At 67.7% G+C, this 19,281-nt stretch carries 19 protein-coding genes; 11 read left to right on the top strand and 8 right to left on the bottom strand.

All coding sequences use genetic code 11. From position 1 onward, the window contains the following. The first annotated feature begins 33 nt into the window (after window positions 1–33). Window positions 34–1,017, top strand: a complete 984-nt coding sequence (locus ASD75_RS22765) for a tripartite tricarboxylate transporter substrate binding protein (RefSeq protein WP_056748292.1) — start codon at window positions 34–36, stop codon at window positions 1,015–1,017. Window positions 1,018–1,294: 277 nt separating this feature from the next. On the opposite strand, the gene folK is transcribed toward ASD75_RS22765, so the two are convergent. From folK to hda, 4 genes are all read right to left on the bottom strand, one after another. Further along, a complete protein-coding gene (gene folK / locus ASD75_RS22770; protein WP_056748294.1) occupies window positions 1,295–1,822 on the bottom strand; it encodes a 2-amino-4-hydroxy-6-hydroxymethyldihydropteridine diphosphokinase in 528 nt (175 codons plus the stop codon). After that, entirely contained in the window at window positions 1,819–3,408 is a 1,590-nt protein-coding gene (gene pcnB, locus ASD75_RS22775) for a polynucleotide adenylyltransferase PcnB (RefSeq protein ID WP_056066705.1), read from the bottom strand. Before pcnB ends, folK begins: the two co-directional genes overlap by 4 nt. Before the next feature lie 37 nt (window positions 3,409–3,445). Further along, window positions 3,446–4,150 (bottom strand): HAD family phosphatase, encoded by a 705-nt coding sequence (locus ASD75_RS22780; RefSeq protein ID WP_235511676.1) that lies wholly within the window; start codon window positions 4,148–4,150, stop codon window positions 3,446–3,448. 179 nt (window positions 4,151–4,329) lie between these two features. Further along, window positions 4,330–5,028: a DnaA regulatory inactivator Hda gene (gene hda / locus ASD75_RS22785; RefSeq protein WP_056748298.1), complete on the bottom strand. Its 699-nt coding sequence runs from the start codon at window positions 5,026–5,028 to the stop codon at window positions 4,330–4,332. 268 nt (window positions 5,029–5,296) lie between these two features. On the opposite strand from hda, the gene ASD75_RS22790 reads away from it, so the two are divergent. The 3 genes from ASD75_RS22790 to ASD75_RS22800 all read left to right on the top strand — a co-directional run bounded on the left by ASD75_RS22790 (window position 5,297) and on the right by ASD75_RS22800 (window position 8,775). Beyond that, window positions 5,297–6,514 (top strand): MFS transporter, encoded by a 1,218-nt coding sequence (locus ASD75_RS22790; RefSeq protein ID WP_056748299.1) that lies wholly within the window; start codon window positions 5,297–5,299, stop codon window positions 6,512–6,514. A gap of 77 nt (window positions 6,515–6,591) precedes the next feature. Then, entirely contained in the window at window positions 6,592–7,641 is a 1,050-nt protein-coding gene (purM, locus tag ASD75_RS22795) for a phosphoribosylformylglycinamidine cyclo-ligase (RefSeq protein ID WP_056066695.1), read from the top strand. A 33-nt stretch (window positions 7,642–7,674) separates the two neighbouring features. Beyond that, the gene (locus ASD75_RS22800; protein WP_056066692.1) at window positions 7,675–8,775 is read left to right on the top strand and encodes an AI-2E family transporter; all 1,101 of its coding nucleotides are present in this window, start codon (window positions 7,675–7,677) and stop codon (window positions 8,773–8,775) included. A 105-nt stretch (window positions 8,776–8,880) separates the two neighbouring features. Here ASD75_RS22800 and ASD75_RS22805 read toward each other — a convergent pair whose 3' ends face one another. Next, the gene (locus ASD75_RS22805; RefSeq protein WP_056748301.1) at window positions 8,881–10,002 is read right to left on the bottom strand and encodes a PHB depolymerase family esterase; all 1,122 of its coding nucleotides are present in this window, start codon (window positions 10,000–10,002) and stop codon (window positions 8,881–8,883) included. Window positions 10,003–10,326: 324 nt separating this feature from the next. On the opposite strand from ASD75_RS22805, the gene ASD75_RS22810 reads away from it, so the two are divergent. From ASD75_RS22810 to ASD75_RS22830, 5 genes are all read left to right on the top strand, one after another. Then, window positions 10,327–10,887 (top strand): cysteine hydrolase family protein, encoded by a 561-nt coding sequence (locus tag ASD75_RS22810; RefSeq protein WP_056748302.1) that lies wholly within the window; start codon window positions 10,327–10,329, stop codon window positions 10,885–10,887. After that, window positions 10,884–11,501 carry a DJ-1/PfpI family protein gene (locus ASD75_RS22815; RefSeq protein ID WP_056748304.1) on the top strand — a complete coding sequence of 206 codons (618 nt, stop codon included), beginning with the start codon at window positions 10,884–10,886 and terminating at the stop codon, window positions 11,499–11,501. Before ASD75_RS22810 ends, ASD75_RS22815 begins: the two co-directional genes overlap by 4 nt. A 29-nt stretch (window positions 11,502–11,530) precedes the next feature. Continuing rightward, window positions 11,531–12,526: a GlxA family transcriptional regulator gene (locus ASD75_RS22820; RefSeq protein ID WP_056748306.1), complete on the top strand. Its 996-nt coding sequence runs from the start codon at window positions 11,531–11,533 to the stop codon at window positions 12,524–12,526. Between the two features lie 93 nt (window positions 12,527–12,619). Further along, window positions 12,620–13,126 carry a GAF domain-containing protein gene (locus ASD75_RS22825; protein ID WP_056748308.1) on the top strand — a complete coding sequence of 169 codons (507 nt, stop codon included), beginning with the start codon at window positions 12,620–12,622 and terminating at the stop codon, window positions 13,124–13,126. After that, on the top strand, window positions 13,123–13,512 hold the full coding sequence (locus tag ASD75_RS22830) for a histidine kinase (RefSeq protein WP_056066676.1): 390 nt from the start codon (window positions 13,123–13,125) through the stop codon (window positions 13,510–13,512). The genes ASD75_RS22825 and ASD75_RS22830 overlap by 4 nt, the downstream gene beginning before the upstream one ends. A 35-nt stretch (window positions 13,513–13,547) precedes the next feature. Here the strand turns inward: ASD75_RS22830 and ppk2 are convergent, their stop codons facing one another. Beyond that, the gene (gene ppk2, locus ASD75_RS22835; protein ID WP_056067080.1) at window positions 13,548–14,462 is read right to left on the bottom strand and encodes a polyphosphate kinase 2; all 915 of its coding nucleotides are present in this window, start codon (window positions 14,460–14,462) and stop codon (window positions 13,548–13,550) included. Between the two features lie 149 nt (window positions 14,463–14,611). Between ppk2 and ASD75_RS22840 the strand changes: the two genes are divergently transcribed. Next, on the top strand, window positions 14,612–15,652 hold the full coding sequence (locus ASD75_RS22840) for a transporter (RefSeq protein WP_056067078.1): 1,041 nt from the start codon (window positions 14,612–14,614) through the stop codon (window positions 15,650–15,652). Window positions 15,653–15,748: 96 nt separating this feature from the next. Then, window positions 15,749–16,594 carry a hypothetical protein gene (locus ASD75_RS22845; RefSeq protein ID WP_056748365.1) on the top strand — a complete coding sequence of 282 codons (846 nt, stop codon included), beginning with the start codon at window positions 15,749–15,751 and terminating at the stop codon, window positions 16,592–16,594. Between the two features lie 27 nt (window positions 16,595–16,621). On the opposite strand, the gene ASD75_RS22850 is transcribed toward ASD75_RS22845, so the two are convergent. Further along, window positions 16,622–17,473, bottom strand: coding sequence for a SirB1 family protein (locus ASD75_RS22850; RefSeq protein ID WP_056066673.1), 852 nt, complete (start codon window positions 17,471–17,473; stop codon window positions 16,622–16,624). Window positions 17,474–17,564: 91 nt separating this feature from the next. Then, a complete protein-coding gene (gene murJ / locus ASD75_RS22855) occupies window positions 17,565–19,124 on the bottom strand; it encodes a murein biosynthesis integral membrane protein MurJ (protein WP_056748309.1) in 1,560 nt (519 codons plus the stop codon). Between the last annotated feature and the right edge of the window lie 157 nt (window positions 19,125–19,281).

Below are 19,281 nucleotides of genomic sequence, written 5' to 3' on the forward strand. Positions count from 1 at the left end.
GCTTTCTTACGATTTTTTTGCACAATGGCGCCCATGAACCGCAGAAACCTCATCCTCCTCGCCACCGCCGCTGCCACTGCAACGGCTTTTTCGTCCCCCGCCGTCTGGGCTCAGGATGCCGGCCAGCCCATCCGCCTGATCGTGCCGTATGCCCCGGGCGGCCCCATCGACGTCACGGCCCGCGCACTGGCCGAGCGCGTGCGCGAATCGCTGGGCACGGTCATCATCGACAACAAGGGCGGCGCGGGCGGCAACATCGGCGCCGACGCGATTGCCAAGGCTGCACCCGATGGCCTGACCATCGGCATCGCGGCCACCGCCACCCACGCAGTCAACCCCTGGCTGTATGCCCGCATGCCCTATGACGCAGGCAAGGACTTTGCCGGCATCACGCAGATGGTGCGCGTGCCCAATGTGCTGGTCATGAACGCCGCCAAGGCCGAGCAGCTCAAGATCCACACCGTGACCGACCTCATCGCCTACGCCAAGGCCAACCCCGCCAAGCTCAACTACGGCAGTGGCGGCAACGGCAGCGCGGGCCACCTGGCGGGCGAGATGTTCAAGCAGCGCGCCGGCATCTACGCGCTGCACATCCCCTACCGGGGCGCCAACCCGGCCCAGCTGGCACTGCTGGCGGGCGAGGTGGACTTCAACATCGACAATCTGGCCGCCGCAGCGCCCAACATCCGCGCGGGCAAGCTCAAGGCGCTGGCCGTGACCTCGCTCGACGCCTCGGCCTCGCTGCCCGGCGTGCCACCGCTGTCCGCGACTTTCAAGGGTTTTTCCATCGACACCTGGTGGGGCCTGGTGGCGCCGGCCGCCACGCCCAAGCCCATCATCGACAAGCTGAACAAGGCTTTTGTGGCGGCACTGAACGCGCCCGAAACGAAGACCCGCTTTGCCGCATTGCTGGCGGAGCCCGTGGCCACCACGCCGCAGCAGTTCGACAGCTTCATGGCCAGCGAGCGTGCCAAGTACCAGCAGGTGGTGAAGGCGTCCGGGGCAAAAGTCGATTGACTCTCTGAGACGCAATCCGCTCGGTGCTGCCGCCTGAGGCGGCAGCTCTTCGATGCCGTCCACGCCTGCGCGGGCAGGCTTGCGGCTGCGGCCTCCCAGCCCCCGAGAGAGACGCCACCCGAGGCCCGGCGGAGCCGGTTCCACGGCGGCACTGGCGTTGGACCGCGTCCGTTTCATCTGTCGCCCGCAAAGCCAATGCAGACGGGAGTATTTTTAAGCCTTTTCAGGCCCTGGCGCTTATCTATAAAGCGCAAAAAGCTCCCAATTTAGGAGCAAATTATTCACCCACCAAAGTGCCCACCCAAGCCGGGCCTTCCAGCTGGTGGATGTCCTGAGTCGCTACGGCCTGCAACGCCGACGCATCCACCCGCCCAGGCACCAGATCGGCCAGGGGGCGCAGCACGAACGCGCGCTCGGCCATGCGGGGGTGGGGCACGGTGAGTGTGGGGGTGTCGATCACCTGGTCACCAAACCACAGAATGTCGAGGTCCAGCGTGCGCGGCGCGTTGCGGTAGGGGCGCTCGCGGCCAGCAGATAGCTCGATGGCTTGCAGGGCACCCAGCAGGGCATCAGGTGCCAGAGTCGTTGTCAGCTCGGCCACGGCGTTGAGGTAGTCCGGGCCACCGGCATCGACCGGTGCGCTGCCATAGAGCGGCGACACGCGCAGGACACGCGTGCCGGGCAATTGACCCATGGCCGCCAAAGCATTGCGCAAGGCGGCTTGCCGCTCTCCCAGATTGGCCCCCAGGCCCACATAGACCCGAGAGGGCCGCTCAGCCTGCTCCCCCACGTCCGGCCAACTCACTCGCCAGCCGCAGCAGGTGCTGCACCTTCGCCGCCACCACCACCGGGCTTGCGGCGACGACGGCGGCGCTTCTTGGGCGCGCCGCTTTCGGCGGCCCATTCGGTCTCGCCGCCCGCATGGTCAGTGTCTTGGACGGTGCCAGGGGCACGTGGTGCCGCCGCAGGTGCACTGCGAGGCACACGCTTGACCACAGGCTGCGCTTTCTGGCGGGCCTTCTGCTCTTCCTTGGCCTGGTCCATCAGGTCGTCGCGGCGCTCATCGTCCGCCGCCTGGAAGTCCTGCCACCACTCGGCCAGGGCTTCCTCGACTTCGCCCACATCGGCGCGCAGGCGCATGAAGTCGAACCCGGCGCGAAAGCGCGGCTGCATGACCATGCCGAACGGCGTGTTGCCCACGCGCTTTTCAAAACGCGGCTGCATCACCCAGATCTCACGCATGTCGGCGGCCAGCTTGCCGCGGCCCGACACGTCGCCAATGCGTTTGTCGAACACCTCGTCGATGGCCTCTTGCAGCGCGGGCAGCGGGTGTTGGCGCTGGTTCAGGCGCTCCTGCCAGCCATTGCGCACGTCTTCCCACAGCACGCAGGCCAGCAAGAAGCTGGGGGCCACGGGCTTGCCTTCGTTCACGCGGCGGTCGGTGTCCACCAGGGCCGCTTTGACAAACGGTGTGTCGGCGCGCTCCACGGCCACGTCCAGCAGCGGGTAGATGCCCTTGGACATGCCCAGCTTGCGCAGCTGCTCGATGGTGGCGATGGCGTGCCCGGTCTGCAGCAGCTTGAGCATTTCGTCAAACATGCGGCTTTGAGGCACCTCGGCCAACAGGGCCTGCGACTGCACCAGCGGCGCGGCCGACTTGGCATCGATGCTGAAGCCCAGCGGGCTGAGCTTGGCCGCAAAACGCACAGCGCGGATGATGCGCACCGGGTCTTCGCGGTAGCGCGTGGCGGGGTCGCCAATCATGCGCAGCGTCTTCTTCTTCGCGTCCTGCAAACCCTTGTGGTAGTCGACCACGATCTGGCTGACCGGGTCGTAGTACATGGCGTTCACGGTGAAGTCGCGGCGCGTCGCGTCTTCGTCCTGCGGGCCCCAGACGTTGTCGCGCAGCACGCGGCCGCTGGCGTCCACGGCATGCTGCATGCCCGACAGCTGCGCCTTGCTGGTCTTTTCGTTGCCAGCCACCTGACCCGCTGCGGCATTGTCGAGGTAGGCGCGGAAGGTGGAGACCTCGATCACCTCGTGCTCGCGGCCCCGGCCGTGCACCACATGCACGATGCGAAAGCGCTTGCCGATGATGAAGGCGCGGCGAAACAGGCCCTTGACCTGTTCGGGCGTGGCGTTGGTGGCCACGTCGAAGTCCTTGGGGCGCAGGCCCAGCAGCAGGTCGCGCACAGCGCCACCCACGATGTAGGCCTCGAAGCCAGCGTCCTTGAGCGTCTGCACCACCTCGGCGGCGCGGCGGTCCACCAGCTCGGGGTTGATGCCGTGCACGCTGGCGGGCACCTCTTCGCGCTTGCCGAAATGGGGCTTGCCGCCCGAGGTCCCGGGCGTCGATTTGCCCAGCAGTTTGTCGATGAACTTCTTGATCATGGGTAGGGAGATATCAGGGGACTGCGAGCGCAGGGGGTCAGGAGGCCGTCTGGCTGGCAGGCTCGGCAAACAGGTCCAGTATGCGCCAGCCGCGCTCCTGGGCCAGGGCGCGCAGGCGCGGGTCGGGGTTGGTGGCGACCGGGTGGTTCACCTTCTCCAGCAGGGGCACGTCGTTCATGGAGTCGCTATAGAACGTGCTCTCCACGTCGGCCCAGCTGAGCCGCCGCTCGGCCAGCCATTGTTCCATGCGGCGCACCTTGCCTTCGCGCATGGTCGGAATACCGTCAATCTCGCCGGTATACCAGCCGCTGGCGTCGCGCACCAGCTGCACGGCCAGCAGTTGCGGCACCCCCAGCGCCTGGGCGATGGGGGTGGTCACGAACTCGTTGGTGGCAGTGACGATCACCACCTCGTCGCCCGCTGCCTGGTGCTGGCGGATCAGGTCGAGCGCCTGAGGCTTTATGGCGGGGGTGATGACCTCGCGCATGAACTGTCGGTGCGCCGCCGCTGCGGCCTCGGGCCCGCGCAGGCGCACGGCCTCGGTCGCAAAACGCACGTAGTCGTGTACATCGAGCGTTCCCGCCTGGTAGTGGGCATAGAACTCGTCGTTGCGGCGCGCGAACTCCACCGGGTCGTTCCAGCCGATGCGGATGGTGAACTCGCCCCACTCGTAGTCAGAGTCGAGCGGCAGCAGCGTGTGGTCCAGGTCAAACAGCGCCAAGCGAAGGCGGCTTCTTTGCATTTCAATCATTCAATAAGTTGCGCTGCGCGAGCGGTTGCAAAAACTGTCGCTGCCCAAAGCCAGCGGCCGCCGCGCAAGGGCCGCCCCGCCGCGCTGGCGGCGTCCTCCTTCCCGCGGTGCGCAGCACAGCGAGAGAAGGGGGAAGCGGCGCAGCCGCTCAGGGGGTTGTCCCTCATTTTTTATTCCGACTCGAGCATTGTCTTGAGCAGCGGAATCGTGATGGCACGCTGGGTGCGCAAGGCAAAGGCGTCGAGCTGGTCCAGCAGCTGCATCAGGCTGCCCAGGTCGCGCGAAAAGCGGTTGAGCATGTAGTCCATGACTTCGTCGCCCAGGAACACGCCGCGCGCATCGGCCTCCTGGCGCAGCACGGCGCGGCGCTCGGCCTCACCCAGCAGTTGCAGCTGGAACACATGGCCCCAGCCCAGACGGCTGCGCAGGTCGTCGCGCAGCGGCAGGTCGGCGGGAGGCAGATCGCCAGCCGCCAGCACCCAGCGCTGGCTACCGCTGGCGGGGCTGATGGCATTGACGAACCAGTTGAAGGCCGTGGCCTGCTGGGCGGTGCTGTACAGGTGCACGTCGTCCATGACCACGGCGGCCCAGCGCTCGTCAAAGTCTGGCGGCTCACCCACCGAGGGGTCGAGCCAGCCCACGCTGGAGCCCTGCTCGCGCAGGGCCTGGCGCACGGCCTGGAGCAAATGGGTCTTGCCGCTGCCCGGCTCGCCCCAGAGGTAGGTGGGCACCGGGGAGCGGGTGGCTTCACTGCTGCCCGCCCCGGCGGCTAGGCGCAGGTGCTGCAGCGCGGCCTCGTTGGGCCCGGCAAAAAAACGGTCGAGGGTGGGCCCGGTGGCCAGGCCGATGTCCAGCGCCAGTTGCTTCATCGTCATGCGCGGCGCCCGCACAATGCAGGCTGAACCGTGGCGGAAGGTGCGGAAGCGGCGGTCAGGAAGAGGGTCAGCAGCGGCATCACAAGTGGGTGGGAAGGCACCGGGCCGTCGATGACTGCGGCCAGGCGCGGCGACAAAGTGGCATACGGCGCGTGGTCACCGACCGGCTCCCTCGCAGGGGCTGGGCGACAATGGCCGCGATTTTAGTCTGCTGCCAGCCCCCTGGGCCGCCGCCCGGCACCACCGCCCCCTGCCTTGCACCATGACACCTCCCGCCGCCCCCGCCAAGCGCCTGCCCGCCAGCATCTGGGCGCTGGGCTTCGTCAGCCTGCTGATGGACGTGTCGTCCGAGATGATCCACAGCCTGCTGCCGGTGTTCCTGGTCACCACGCTGGGCGTGAGCATGCTCACGGTGGGTCTCATTGAAGGGGCTGCCGAGGCCACGGCTTTGATGCTCAAGGTCTTTTCGGGGGTGTTGAGCGACTGGTGGGGGCGGCGCAAGCCGCTGGCGGTGCTGGGCTATGGGCTCGGTGCACTGTCCAAACCCCTGTTTGCCATCGCTCCCACCGTGGGCCTGGTGGTCATGGCGCGCCTCATCGACCGGGTGGGCAAGGGCATACGCGGCGCGCCGCGCGACGCGCTGGTAGCCGACCTTGCGCCGCCCGGCATGCGGGGCGCAGCATTCGGGCTGCGGCAGTCCCTGGACACCGTGGGCGCATTTTTGGGCCCACTGCTGGCCATGGGGCTGATGCTGCTGTGGGCCAATGACTTCCGCGCCGTGTTCTGGGTGGCCGTGATTCCGGCCGCCCTGTGCGTGGCACTGCTCCTGGTGGGCGTGCGCGAGCCCGAGCGCGCCGCCAGCGCCGTGCGCACCAACCCCATCCGCCGCGAGAACCTGCGCCGCCTGGGCGGCGCCTACTGGTGGGTGGTGGTGCTGGGCGCCGTGTTCACGCTGGCACGCTTCAGCGAGGCATTTCTGGTGCTGCGCGTGCAACAGGGAGGCCTGCCGCTGGCCTGGACGCCCCTGGTGCTGGTGCTGATGAACGTGGTGTTTGCACTGGGCGCCTACCCGCTGGGCAAACTGGCAGACAGCACCCGCCACACTACGCTGCTGGCCTGGGGGCTGGTAGCGCTGATCGCTGCCGATGCGCTGCTGGCCCTCAGCGACCGGGGCGCCGCCGCCTGGCTGGGGATTGCCCTGTGGGGCCTGCACATGGCCATGACGCAAGGGCTGCTGGCCACCATGGTGGCCGACACCGCACCGGCCGACCTGCGGGGCACGGCGTTTGGCATGTTCAACCTGGTCAGCGGCGTGGCGCTGCTGGTGGCCAGCAGCCTGGCAGGCCTGCTGTGGGACCGGCTGGGCGCCAGTGCCACGTTTGGTGCCGGAATCCTGTTTGCCACGCTGGCGCTGGCGGGTGTGTTGGTGCAATCTGCCCGGCACGGCCGCACCCCAAAGCCCCCTGTACCGCAGGGCTGAGGTGGTGGGCCTGAGCGTGCCCCTTAAAATCCCCGGATTCCAGCCCGCCCGGCGGGCCTACCAGCACCACACCACCCATGAGCTCTTCTGCCCCCTCCACCCCCATCTCCTACAAAGACGCCGGCGTTGACATCGACGCGGGCGACGCCCTGGTCGAGCGCATCAAGCCGCTGGCCAAGAAGACCATGCGCGAAGGCGTGCTGGCGGGCATCGGCGGCTTTGGCGCGCTGTTTGAAGTGCCCAAGCGCTACAAGGAGCCCGTGCTGGTCTCTGGCACCGATGGCGTGGGCACCAAGCTCAAGCTGGCGTTTGAATGGAACATGCACGACACCGTGGGCATCGACCTGGTGGCCATGAGCGTGAACGACGTGCTGGTGCAGGGCGCCGAGCCCCTGTTCTTCCTGGACTACTTTGCCTGCGGCAAGCTCGACGTGGACACGGCTGCGGCCGTGGTCGGCGGCATCGCCAAGGGCTGCGAACTCTCCGGTTGTGCGCTGATCGGCGGCGAAACGGCCGAAATGCCCGGCATGTACCCGGCGGGCGAATACGACTTGGCCGGCTTTGCCGTGGGCGCGGTCGAAAAGTCCAAGATCCTGACCGGCAAGGACGTGGCCCCTGGCGACGTGGTGCTGGGCCTGGCCAGCCACGGCGTGCACTCCAATGGCTTCTCGCTGGTGCGCAAGTGCATTGACCGCGCTGAAAGCCAGGGCACCGTGCCCGCCACGCTGGACGGCAAGCCCTTCAAGCAGGCCATCATGGAGCCCACCCGCCTGTACGTGAAGAACGTGCTGGCCGCGCTGGCCGCTCACCCCATCAAGGCCCTGGCACACATCACGGGCGGTGGTTTGCTGGAGAACATCCCCCGCGTGCTGCCCGACGGCACCGCCGCGCACCTGAAGAAGGGCAGCTGGCCCCAGACCGAGCTGTTCGCCTGGCTGCAGAAGACGGCGGGCATCGACGACATCGAGATGAACCGCACCTTCAACAACGGCATCGGCATGGTGGTGGTGGTGGATGCGGCCAACGCCGAAGCCACGGCCGCCACGCTGCGAGCTGCCGGTGAACAGGTCTACGCGATTGGCACGATCGCAGCGCGTGGCGAAGGCGCCGCCGTGGTGGTGGCCTGATACCCGGCCAGCAACACCGCCCCCTCACCGCGCATGGCGCAGCGCCCCGCTCCACCCCCCTCAGCGCAACCTGAGCCCACGCCCACCACCCTGCCCCCGCGCGCCCTGAACCAGGGCATCGTGGTGGCCAGCTATCTGCTGGTGGCCGCTGCGCTGCTGCTGGTGATGTGGCGTGGCCTGCTGCCCGGCCTGCTGTGTGTGTGTCTGGGCTTTTTGCTCACCCGGGCGCTCACGGGCTGGTTTGCAGCGGGGCTGGGCCGGATCCAGCGCCAAGCCGCCCCATCCCCCACCAGCCTGCGCGTGGCCCAGGTCACGGCCGCTGGTCTGGTGATGCTGCTGCCCCTGGCGCTGCTGGCGCTGGGCCTGACCCATTCGCGTGGGTACCTGGTCAGCGCACCGCAGCAGTACCAGGAACTGCTCACCTACATGGCCCGCACGGTGCTGGAGCTGCGCCTGAAGCTGCCCGCCGACATGGCCTCCCACCTGCCCGAGGGCGTGGCCGACATCCAGCGCATCATTGCCAGCTATCTGGGCGCCAAGGCCGGTGCGCTGGCCATGGCGGGGCGGGCCTGGCTCGCCGGTGTGCTGTTTGCCTATGTGGGCCTGCTCATCGGCGCGCTCGCCGCCGTGCGCCCGCCGGTGCTGGCGCGTGGCCCGCTGGCCCAGCAGCTCAAGCTGCGCATCACGCTGTTTGGCGAGGCGTTCCGCCAGATCGTGGCGGCGCAGTTCTGGATCGCGGCGTTCAACACCCTGCTCACCGCCCTGTTCCTGCTGTTCGTGCTGCCGGTGTGGGGGCTGCAGCTGCCTTACACGCCGGTGCTGATCACCTTCACCTTCGTGGCCGGGCTGGTGCCCATCGTGGGCAACCTGGTGTGCAACGTGGTGATCACCATCGTGGGGCTGTCGGTGTCGCCGCTGGCGGCCGCCGCCTGCCTGGGGTTTTTGATCCTGATCCACAAGGCCGAATATGTGATCAACGCCAAGGTGGTGGGCCGCCGCACCCAGATGGGCGTGTGGGAGCTTCTGAGCGTGATGTTCGTGGCCGAGGCCGTGTTTGGCCCTGCGGGGCTGGTGGCGGCGCCGCTGTTCTACGCCTACCTCAAGAAGGAACTGGTGGCCGCTCGGCTGGTGTGACCGCAGCCAGGCAGTGGCCTGCGCCCCCGGAGCCACCCGCACGGATAGTCACTTTTTGATAGCAGCAAGCACAATCAGCACTAGCGCTTGCGGCCATTTTCTTGACTATTTTCCGAATTGACGGGCCACAAAGGCCCAGATGAGCGCCGACGCATCGGGCCCGGCCGGGTCGCTGTAGGGCAACTGCGCGGCGCCGCCGCTCCAGGCATGGGCCAGCCCGACCACCTCACGCAGCGCCACCACGGTACGGCCCCGGGCCTTGAATTCGGTCACCCGCATGGGGTATCGCCGGCCCCTCTGCAAGGTGCGGATGGCACCCGCCCGCGCCCCCAACGCACCGGCCCACAACAAGGCGGTCGCCGCCGCGTTGCGCACCGACACCACACCATCGGCATCGCCATGCACGATCAGCAGCGGGGGCAAGGCCGCAGCGGCGCTGACGGGCAGCACGGTAGCGTCTGTCGGTGTGACCGCAGCGGCAACCGCAGGAGGGTCCGGCAGATGGGCCTCGCGACGGCCATGCATGGCAGCCAGGGCCGTGGCGGCGGATTCGGCCGTGCCGGGCGCCACACCGGAATGCATGGCCACCGCGCAGAACCGGTGGGGGTAAAGCGCCGCCATCAGCACCGCCATGCTGGCGCCTGCCGACAACCCGGCCACCGCCACCCGCGCCAGGTCCACCGGCAGGCGGCGCGCCACCTTGTCCACGGCGGCCAGCAGCGTGGCGGCTTCGGCCTCGGCCCGGCCATTGCGGCGTTCAAACCAGTTCCAGCAGCCGTGGGCGTTGGCCATGCGCTCCTGCTCGGGGTACAGCACCACAAACCGATGGCGCGCCGCCAGCCGGTTCATGCGCGACACGGCGGCAATGTCCCGCCCCGTCTGGCCGCAGCCGTGCAGCATGACCAGCAGCGGCAGCTTTTCGCCCGGGCGCAGGGCCAGCCCGGCAGGCACATAGGCATGAAACCGCCGCGCCCCCGCCGGGCCGGGGGCCACGCCAGACATCCACTCGCCCCGCGACGGCACCGGCTTGCCTGCGGGGCGCGGTGTGCGGGCCGTGGAGGGCATCTTGGCAACCGCCGCCTTGCGCGGCGCTGTCCGCAGTTTCGATGCTGCCTTGGCCCGCACCGGCCGGGTGCTGGCCCGCGCAGCCCGCGCGAAGGCCTTGAGATTGCGCTGGTAGGCCCGCGTCAGGGACGACAGCGAGAACAGGCGGGAGCGGCGGGGCATAGGCGGGCAGGGGGTCTGGCGGTCGATGTTCAAGAATCAGGGAAAACCCTAGCCACCTTAACAGCTTCCCGCATCGCTCGGATAGTGCTATGTCTTTGATAGCTTGAAAGGCAATATGTACCGGCGCATAACGCTGATATGGCTCCAAAACCCGCTTCACAGGGCCAGCGCAGCACCTGAAATGGCCTGGGGCGCCAGCCAGGCCTGTCATTCGCCACAGAATGATGGCTGAAATTGATCGAATCCTGTCTCCGTCAGTGCGGACCGTCGGCCGTCGTGCAGCGAACATAAGCACATCCAAACCACTGCCTCTGTGAGCACACCATGAAAACCTGTCTGATAGTGATTGATGTCCAGGAATCGTTCCGCCATCGTCCCTTTTTCACCGAGCGCGACCTGCCTGCTTACCTGCAAGCGCAGAACGCGCTGATCGACGGGTGTGTCGCCCAGGGTATCCCGGTGCTGCGTGTGTTCCACAGCGACGGCCCCGAAGTCGCCGAGAACCCGTTTTCGCAGGCCTCGGGCCAGGTGCGGCCGCTGAAAGGCTTGGCCACCTTCGACGCAGCAGCCACCTTCACCAAGTCGCGCCACAGCGCGCTGGTGGGCACGGGCCTCGATGTGTGGCTGACACGCCATGGCATCCAGCGCCTGATCGTGAGCGGCATCCGCACCGAACAATGCTGCGAAACCACCACCCGCCACGCGTCCGACCTGGGCTGGGACGTGGACTACGTGACCGATGCCACGCTGACCTGGGACATGGTGCAGCCCGACGGCCAGGTGCTGGCGGCGGCCGACATCAAGACCCGCACCGCCACCGTGCTGCAAGGCCGCTTTGCGACCCTGTGCACCGTGCAACAGGCGCTGGACCGGGCGGCCGCATGAGCAGCGCCCAGCCATTGCAGGTCGCCATCCTGGTGTTCGACGACGTGGAGGCCCTGGACCTGGGCGGGCCCTATGAGGTCTTCACCACCGCCAGCCGCATGCACCAGCGGCAACATCCCGGCGCGCCTGCACCGTTTGTGGTGCAGTGCGTGGCCCGCAGCCTGGACCCGGTGCGCGCCCGGGCGGGTTTGCGCGTGTTGCCCGATGCGGACTTTGCCAGCGCCACCGCGCCCGATGTGCTGATCGTGCCCGGCGGTGTGGTCGATGCCGCTGCGGCCTGCCCTGCCACCCGCGCCTGGGTCGCCCAGGCGGCAGGCCGTGCGCAGATCACGGCCTCGGTGTGCACAGGGGCCTTCATCCTGGCCGCAGCCGGTGTGCTGACCGAAGGCCCGGCCACCACCCACTGGGAGGACACCGCCGACCTGCGCACGCAGTACCCCGCGCTCGACGTGCGGGAGAATGTGCGATGGGTGGACCGGGGCGCGCTGGTGACCTCGGCCGGCATCAGCGCCGGCATCGACATGAGCCTGCACCTGGTCACCCGGCTGCTGGGCGCGGCGCTGTCCGAGCGCACGGCCCGCCAGATGGACACGCCCTGGAACCCCCAGCCCTGACACGCTTTTAGCCTGACCCAAAGCCATCGATGCAGAACCCGGCCTCGTCCCCCATCCACGTCTATTTCGCCCTGCTGCCGGGCAGCCTGGTGCTGGACTGGGCGGGCCCGGCCGAAGCGCTGCGCATCGCCAACCAGACCCTGGCCAAGCAAGGCCAGCCCGAGCGGTTTGTGCAGCACTTTGTGAGCCCCACGCCCGAGTCCGTCTCGTCGGTAGGTGCCGTGCTGACCCAGCTGGAGCCGCTGCCTGCCACCCTGCCCAGCCCCGCCTGGGTGGTGCTGGTGGGCCTGGCCGGGCAACACATCGCGGTGGACGGCGACGAGGCCCGCGCGCTGCTGCACTGGCTGCGCGGGCTGCGGCCCGTGGCGGGGCAGCTGGAGCTGATCACCGTGTGCGCGGGCTCGGTGCTGGCCGCCCATGCCGGCCTGCTCACGGGGCGCCGCGCCACCACCCACCACCAGCATCTGGACGAGCTGGCCGCCGTGGACCCGCGCTGCGACGTGGTGGCCAACCGCGTGTTTGTGGCCGATGGCGCCGTGTACAGCAGCGCGGGCGTGACCACGGGCATCGACCTGCTGCTGCACCGCATCTCCGACACCTGCGGCCCCGCGCTGGCGGCCCAGGTGGCACAGGCCATGGTGGTGGCCCTGCGCCGGGGGCCCAACGACCCCGAGTTCTCGCCCTTTCTGCACCACCGCAACCACCTGCACCCGGCCCTGCACCGCGTGCAGGACGCCGTGGGCCAACAGCCCCAGGCCGACTGGAGCGTGCCGCAAATGGCCGAGGTGGCCCACACCTCACCCCGGCATCTGACGCGGCTGTTTCTCGAACATGCGGGCATCGCCCCGCTGCAATACCTGCGCCGCATCCGCCTGGCCACGGCCGAGGCCGCGCTGCGGTCCGGCCAGAACGTGACGCAGGCGGCGCTGATGGCGGGGTTCAGCTCCGACACGCAGCTGCGCCGGGCCTGGCACCAGTTCGGGCGTGGCGGCACCCCGTCGCAAGGCAGTGCGCGCAGCCACTGAGGGAGGTGGCCCAGGCCATGCCATACCGTGCAAACCACCCGGCACCGGCTGATAATCAGGCCCTTTGCCGCACCACCCGCCTAGGTTGCCTCCATGCAAGAACCGCCCCGCCCTGCCAACGAGCCCGACCGCCTGCAGGCGCTGCGCCAGCTGCTGATTCTGGACACGCCGCCCGAAGAGCGATTTGACCGCCTGACGGCCTTTGCCGCGCAGGAGTTCGATGTGCCCACGGCGCTGCTCTCGCTGATCGATGACGACCGCCAGTGGTTCAAGTCACGGGTGGGTATGGACCAGTGCGAGACCTCGCGAGGCATCTCGTTCTGCGGCCACGCCATCCTGCAGGACGACATCATGGTCGTGCCTGATGTTAACCAGGACGAGCGCTTCATCGGCAACCCGCTGGTCACAGGGGAGCCCTACATCCAGTTTTATGCGGGCGCGCCGCTCAAGCTGCCCAATGGGCACAACGTGGGCACCCTGTGCCTGCTGGACAGCAAACCCCGCACACTGGACGCCATCGACCTGGCCATCCTCGGTTCCCTGCGCGACCTGGCAGTGGAAGAACTGGTGCGCCGCGAGCAGGGAGCTTCCGCCCCATGAGCGATCACAGCCCCCAGGACATCCTGCTGATCGAACCCAGCTCGCTGACGGGCAGCATCATCGTCTCCACGGCCCGCCAGCTGAACCTGCCCGCCGTGCGGCAGGTGAACAGCGTGCGCATGGCCCAGCAGCGGCTGACACACCAGGATTTTGCGGGTGTGATCGTCTCGATCGATGAGCACCAGCAGGAGGCCGTCGCCCTGCTGGAGCAAGTGCGCAACGACACGCTGGCCGTCAGTGCCAGCGTACCGGTGGCGGTGACCACCACGCAGGTCGATGCCTCCACCGCCGTGAAAATGAAGGCCCTGCAGGTGCGACGGGTGCTGATCAAGCCCTTCAAGGTGCGGGATGTGATCGCCACCATTGCACTGCTGAAGGACGCGTAGCCTCCCTCGGCCCCGCAGGGGGCGCGCCAGATGTCTCAGTAGATCTCCGGCACGTACATGCTGGCAGGCACGGGCTGGCGCAAATACTCGGGGTTGCGCACGCGGTCGGGCAGCACCACGGGCGGGTGTGGCACCTCCTGGTAGGGCAGCTGAGACAGCAGGTGCGCAATGCAGTTCAGGCGCGCCTTTTTCTTGTCCACCGCCTGCACCACCCACCAGGGTGCTTCGGGGATGTGGGTGCGCTCCAGCATCGTTTCCTTGGCCTTGGTGTAGGCCTCCCAGCGCACGCGGCTTTCCAGATCCATGGGGCTGAGCTTCCACTGCTTGAGCGGGTCGTGAATACGGCCCAGAAAGCGCAGGTGCTGCTCTTCATCGGTGATGGAGAACCAGTATTTGACCAGCGTGATGCCCGAACGCACCAGCATCTTTTCAAACTCGGGCACGGTGCGGAAGAACTCTTCGTATTCGTCGTCGGTGCAAAAGCCCATCACCCGCTCGACGCCCGCGCGGTTGTACCAGCTGCGGTCAAACAGCACCATCTCGCCCGCCGCAGGCAGGTGCGCTACATAGCGCTGAAAGTACCACTGCGTGCGCTCTCGGTCGTTGGGTGCGGGCAGTGCCGCCACCCGGGCCACACGGGGGTTCAGGCGCTGCGTGATGCGCTTGATGACGCCCCCTTTGCCCGCCGCATCGCGCCCCTCGAACAGGATCACCACCTTCTGGCGGCTGTGCTGCACCCAGTCCTGCAGCTTGACGAGTTCGCCCTGCAGGCGGAAAAGGTCCTTGAAGTATTGCTGGCGCGCCAGCTTGTCGCCAGGGCTGGGGGCGCCGATGTCATCGACCTCGCGGTCTTCGATCTCCAGTTCCAGCTCTTCGTCGTAGCTGTCGATGAGGTCGTTGGCGATGCGTTGCATCAGCTCCTGCGTGTCAAGGGCGTTGTTGTAGAACATGGGCAAGCATCCGGCGGTAGTGCAAATCAGATGCGCGATGGTGGACCGCTGCAGTGACAGCGCCATGACACTGGTGTGATCTGTCACAACGCTGTCATGCCCAGAGGCCAGCATGCGAGGCCGTGCCGCCCGCAGACCACCCCGCCGCTTTGTCAAATCCCCTCGCCCCCAACGCCAGCCTGAACTACGGCGGAGATGCCGCCGGGCTGATCTGCGGCTACCTGCTGGGTACCGACACCCCGCCGCAGGAGGTGGATTCGGCCCAGGCCGCGCAATGGCTGGCCGGCCTGCAGGCAGGCGCCGCGCCGTCAGGGCAGTTTCTGTGGCTGCACTTCAACCTGAGCCACGCGCAGGCGGTGCGCTGGATGGAGCGGCACGCCCATCTGCCGGAAGCCTTTTTTGATGCGCTGAAGGACCGCTCGGTATCGACCCGCATCGAGCGCGACGACGACACGCTGATTGCCGTGCTCAACGACGCACACTTTGATTTTGCGTTCGAGCCTTCGGACATTGCGACCCTGTGGACCAGCGTGGCGCCGCACCTGATGGTGACCGGCCGCACGCGCCCGCTGCGGTCGGTGGACGTGTTGCGCACTGCCGTGCGCACCGGCAATGCCCCCTGCTCCAGCGTGGCGCTGCTGGCCGAGCTGATGCGCACCCAGGCCTCGGGCCTGGTGGACATCGTGCGGGGCGTGACACAACGCATCGACGATGTAGAAGACGCACTGCTGGCCGGGCGCCTGGACCACAAGCGCGCGCGGCTGGGTGTGTTGCGACGCTTGCTGGTGCGACTGCAGCGGCTGCTGGCGCCCGAGCCGGCAGCGCTGTTTCGCCTGCTGCAGCACCCGCCCGCGTGGATGGGCGCCGACGATGCACAGGAGCTGCGCGATTCGACCGAGGAGTTTTCGGTGGTGCTGCGCGACATGCAGGGCCTGCAGGAGCGCATCAAGCTGCTGCAGGAAGAAATCGCCGCCAGCGTGCAGGAGGCCAACAGCCGCAGCCTGTTCGTGCTGACGGTGGTGACCGTGCTGGCCCTGCCCATCAACATTCTGGCCGGCCTGTTTGGGATGAACGTGGGCGGGGTGCCGCTGGCCGACAACGGCCACGGCTTCTGGATCATCGTGGCCGTGGTGGCGGCTTTCACGGCGGTTGCGGGCTGGCTGGCCCTGCGAGGCACGCGCGATCAGTAGGTGGGACCGTGCGGCAGGTGTGATCGCCCGACATGCCCGGTGGCAAGCCCCACTACAATGCCGCCCCTTGCCCAGCTCCCCGGACCCCCTGCCACCATGAACATCGTCGTCAACGAAGAACTCAAAGCCTACATCGAACCCTTGACCCCCGACGAACACGACGCGCTGGAACGCAGCATCCTCACCGAAGGCTGCCGCGACGCACTGGTGCTGTGGGGCGATGTGCTGGTGGACGGGCACAACCGCTACGGCATCTGCCAAAAACATGGCCTGCCGTTCCAGACCGTGCAGAACCCGCGCTTTCAGTCGATGGAAGACGTGCACCTGTGGATGATCGACCAGCACCTGGGCCGCCGCAGCGTGTCGGATTTCCAGCGCGGCGTGCTCGCCCTGCGCAAGCGCGAGATCATGGCCGAGCGCAAGGCCCGCGCAGCCACCTCCACAGAGACCGCCGAAGCCACCCCCACGGCTGACGTGCCCGAGGCAGCAGCCGCCCTGCCCGCTCCCGACCCGTTGAACAGCCGCGAGGCCATTGCCAAGGCTGCGCGGCTGAGCAGCAGCCAGGTGGTGATGATCGAAAAGATCCAGAAACAGGCGGCCCCCGAGCTGGTGGCCGCTGTGAAGTCCGGCACCATCTCCATCAACGCCGCAGCCGCTGTGGCTACTCTGCCCGCCGAGGAACAGGTGGCAGCGGCCGTGGCCGGCAAGGACGAACTCAAGCAGGCGGCCAAACGCGTGCGCGAACTCAACAAGCGCAAGCCGCGCGAGGAGGCTCCGGCAGAAGGTAGCCCGGCAGACACCCCCACGGACTCCGCTCCAGCCAGCGACGAGTTGCACACACTGCGCATCCGTGTGGCGGAACTGACGGCGGAGAACACCGAACTGCGCCGCCAGGTGGCGCAGCTGCAGGCAGCGCTGCCTGCAGACAGCACGCCGTTCTAGAACTATTTTTGAGTCAGGCGCCGAACATCAGCCGTTGGCGTTGCGCAGCGCGCTCAGCCGGTCGGCGATGAGGTCGAGATCCAGCCCATCTTCGCTGTGGGCCAGATAGGCCTCCAGGTCGGCCACGGCCTCGGCTGTGTTGCCACGCTCGGCGTGCGCCAGCCCCCGGTCGCGGCGCTCGCCCCAGGCCTCGGGCAACAACACGATCAACCGGTCCAGCACGGCGACCAGCCGTTGCCAGTCCTGCTGGGTGCGGTGCACCTCCTTGAGGTTGCGCAGCATGCGCGCAATGATGTCGCGCGGTGTGGCGGCCTGCAGATACAGGCCGAGCGGTACATCGTAGTCGTCCACCAGACCATTGCGGCGCTTGTAGGGCTCCAGCCGCTCGGCCAGCTCCTCGCGGCTGAGCGACTGGCCCGAGATCGGGTCCAGGACCACCTGGCCCTTGGGCAGCAGCACCTTGACCATGAAGTGCCCCGGGAACGCAATGCCCCGCGCATGCAAGCCCAGCCCCTGCGCCAGCTCCATCCACAGCACAGCCAGGCTGATGGGGATGCCCCGGCGCGTGCGCAGCACGGCGTTGAGGTAGCTGTTCTCTGGGTCGTAGTAGTTGTTGATATTGCCGCCAAAACCCAGGTCGGCAAAAAAGAACTGGTTGAGCGTGCGCAGCCGCTGCAGCGCCGGCGCATCGGCAGGCAGGCGGCGCTTGATACGGGCCTGCAACTGGTCCACATCGCCCAACAGTTGCTGCACGTCGAACTCGGGGTATTCATCCTGCGCGAGGCTGGCGGCGGCTTCGAGCAGCGGAAAGTGGTCGTCGCTTTGCACCAGCGATGCAAAGTACTCCAGCGAGGTGGGCACGGAAAGGCTCAAGGACATGGCAGCTTTGTACGGGGCCGCCGCCATGGCGTCAAGCCACAGAAGAGCTGGCTTTGCGGGGTATTTCGGGGTCCAGGCCTGCCGCAGATATTCAGCGGCGCAGCAGCTGGCGCAGCTTCAGGCCGGCCGCCCACAGGGCGCCAAAGTACAGCACTGCGGCTGCAGCCATCATCGCGGCCAGCAGGCCAATGCGCTGCAGGCGCTGCGCCTTCATTTCCACCCAGTCGAAATGCTGGGCGCCCCACGCCAGCAGCACTGCCAGCAAGGCGCTGGCCGCCACCACCTGCAAGGCAAACCGCCCCCAGCCGGGCAAGGGCCGGTAGCTGCCGCGCCGCAGCAGCCCCACCAGCAGCCAGGTAGCGTTGATGACCGCCCCCACGCCAATCGACAGCGTCAGCGCCGCATGCTGCAAATAGGGCACCAGCACAAAGTTCATCACCTGCGTGAGCACCAGCACCGCCACGGCAATCAGCATGGGTGTGCGCATGTCGTGCTTGGCAAAGTAGCCCGGCGCCAGCACCTTGATGGCCACGATACCCACAATGCCAACCCCGTAGCCCGCCAGGGCCAGCGTGGTCTGCTGCACGTCCCGGTCGGCAAAGGCGCCGTAGTGGTAGAGCACGGCCACCAAAGGCTTGGCAAACACCAGCAGCGCCACCATGCAGGGCACCGACAGCACCACCACCAGCCGCAGCCCCCAGTCGAGCATGGCCGAATAGCGTTCGTCATCCTGCTTGGCGCGGGCACTGGCCAGCTGCGGCATCAGCACCACGCCCAGCGCCACGCCCAACAGGGCGGTGGGCAGCTCCATCAGGCGGTCGGCATAGGTGATCCAACTCACGCTGCCGGTGGCCAGGTGCGAGGCAATCTGCGTATTGATGAGCAGCGAAACCTGCGCCACGCTCACCCCCAGCAAGGCGGGCAGCATCAGGTGCGCCACCTTGCGGGTGGTCGGGTCCGCCCACGCAGCGCGGATGGCGGACCAGCGCACGCCAATGCGGGGCAGCAGCCCCAGGCGCAGCAGCGCAGGCACCTGGATGCCCAGTTGCAGCAGACCACCCAGCATCACGCCCGCCGCCTGCGCATAGATGGGCTCGATGCCATGGCGCTTGAACAAGGGCGCGCCCAGCGTGATGGACAGGATGAGCGCAATGTTGAGCAACACCGGCGAGGCTGCAGGCACCGCAAACTTCTTCCATGTGTTGAGAATGCCCCCCGCCAGCGCCACCAGCGACATGAAGCCGATGTAGGGGAACATCCAGCGGGTCATCGTGACTGCGGCGTCAAACCCCTGGGGCTGAAGCCCACTGGCCATGGCCCACACCATCCAGGGCGCACCCAGCACGCCCGCGATGCACAGCAGCACCAGCGTCCAGGCCAGCAAGGTGCCCACGTGGTCGATCAGCACCCGGGCGCCCTCGTCGCCGTCCTCGGCCCGGGTGGCAGCCAGCACCGGCACAAAAGCCTGGCTGAAAGCGCCCTCGCCAAGCACCCGGCGGAACAGGTTGGGAATGCGGAACGCCACATTGAAGGCGTCCGTCATGGCACTGACCCCGAACACGGAGGCCATGAGCAACTCGCGCACCAGCCCGGTGATGCGGGAGACGAGGGTCAAGAGGGAGACGGTGGAGGCGGCTTTGAACAGTGACACCGCGGGGAGTGTATTCCCCCTGCGCCGCTTCGCGCCTGGGTACAGCTGCCACAGGCGGCAGGTTTTTCAACCCGTCCAAGCCTGCACAGGCGGGCTCGAAGCCGTGCCCCTCAGCCGTCAAGGGCGATGCACATGTTGCGCTGACAGAGCCAGGCGC

Source organism: Acidovorax sp. Root568, assembly GCF_001427445.1.
Lineage (GTDB): Bacteria > Pseudomonadota > Gammaproteobacteria > Burkholderiales > Burkholderiaceae_C > Acidovorax > Acidovorax delafieldii.

Bases quoted from the DNA above. Each gene is read 5' to 3' on its own strand.
- ASD75_RS22830 (WP_056066676.1), top strand. From the start codon at position 13,123: ATGAGCGATCACAGCCCCCAGGACATCCTGCTGATCGAACCCAGCTCG.
- ASD75_RS22805 (WP_056748301.1), bottom strand. From the start codon at position 10,002: ATGCCCCGCCGCTCCCGCCTGTTCTCGCTGTCGTCCCTGACGCGGGCC.
- ASD75_RS22780 (WP_235511676.1), bottom strand. From the start codon at position 4,150: ATGCAAAGAAGCCGCCTTCGCTTGGCGCTGTTTGACCTGGACCACACG.
- ASD75_RS22825 (WP_056748308.1), top strand. From the start codon at position 12,620: ATGCAAGAACCGCCCCGCCCTGCCAACGAGCCCGACCGCCTGCAGGCG.
- ASD75_RS22790 (WP_056748299.1), top strand. From the start codon at position 5,297: ATGACACCTCCCGCCGCCCCCGCCAAGCGCCTGCCCGCCAGCATCTGG.
- ASD75_RS22850 (WP_056066673.1), bottom strand. From the start codon at position 17,473: ATGTCCTTGAGCCTTTCCGTGCCCACCTCGCTGGAGTACTTTGCATCG.
- ppk2 (WP_056067080.1), bottom strand. From the start codon at position 14,462: ATGTTCTACAACAACGCCCTTGACACGCAGGAGCTGATGCAACGCATC.
- hda (WP_056748298.1), bottom strand. From the start codon at position 5,028: ATGAAGCAACTGGCGCTGGACATCGGCCTGGCCACCGGGCCCACCCTC.
- pcnB (WP_056066705.1), bottom strand. From the start codon at position 3,408: ATGATCAAGAAGTTCATCGACAAACTGCTGGGCAAATCGACGCCCGGG.
- ASD75_RS22810 (WP_056748302.1), top strand. From the start codon at position 10,327: ATGAAAACCTGTCTGATAGTGATTGATGTCCAGGAATCGTTCCGCCAT.
- ASD75_RS22765 (WP_056748292.1), top strand. From the start codon at position 34: ATGAACCGCAGAAACCTCATCCTCCTCGCCACCGCCGCTGCCACTGCA.
- ASD75_RS22820 (WP_056748306.1), top strand. From the start codon at position 11,531: ATGCAGAACCCGGCCTCGTCCCCCATCCACGTCTATTTCGCCCTGCTG.
- purM (WP_056066695.1), top strand. From the start codon at position 6,592: ATGAGCTCTTCTGCCCCCTCCACCCCCATCTCCTACAAAGACGCCGGC.
- ASD75_RS22800 (WP_056066692.1), top strand. From the start codon at position 7,675: ATGGCGCAGCGCCCCGCTCCACCCCCCTCAGCGCAACCTGAGCCCACG.
- ASD75_RS22845 (WP_056748365.1), top strand. From the start codon at position 15,749: ATGAACATCGTCGTCAACGAAGAACTCAAAGCCTACATCGAACCCTTG.
- ASD75_RS22815 (WP_056748304.1), top strand. From the start codon at position 10,884: ATGAGCAGCGCCCAGCCATTGCAGGTCGCCATCCTGGTGTTCGACGAC.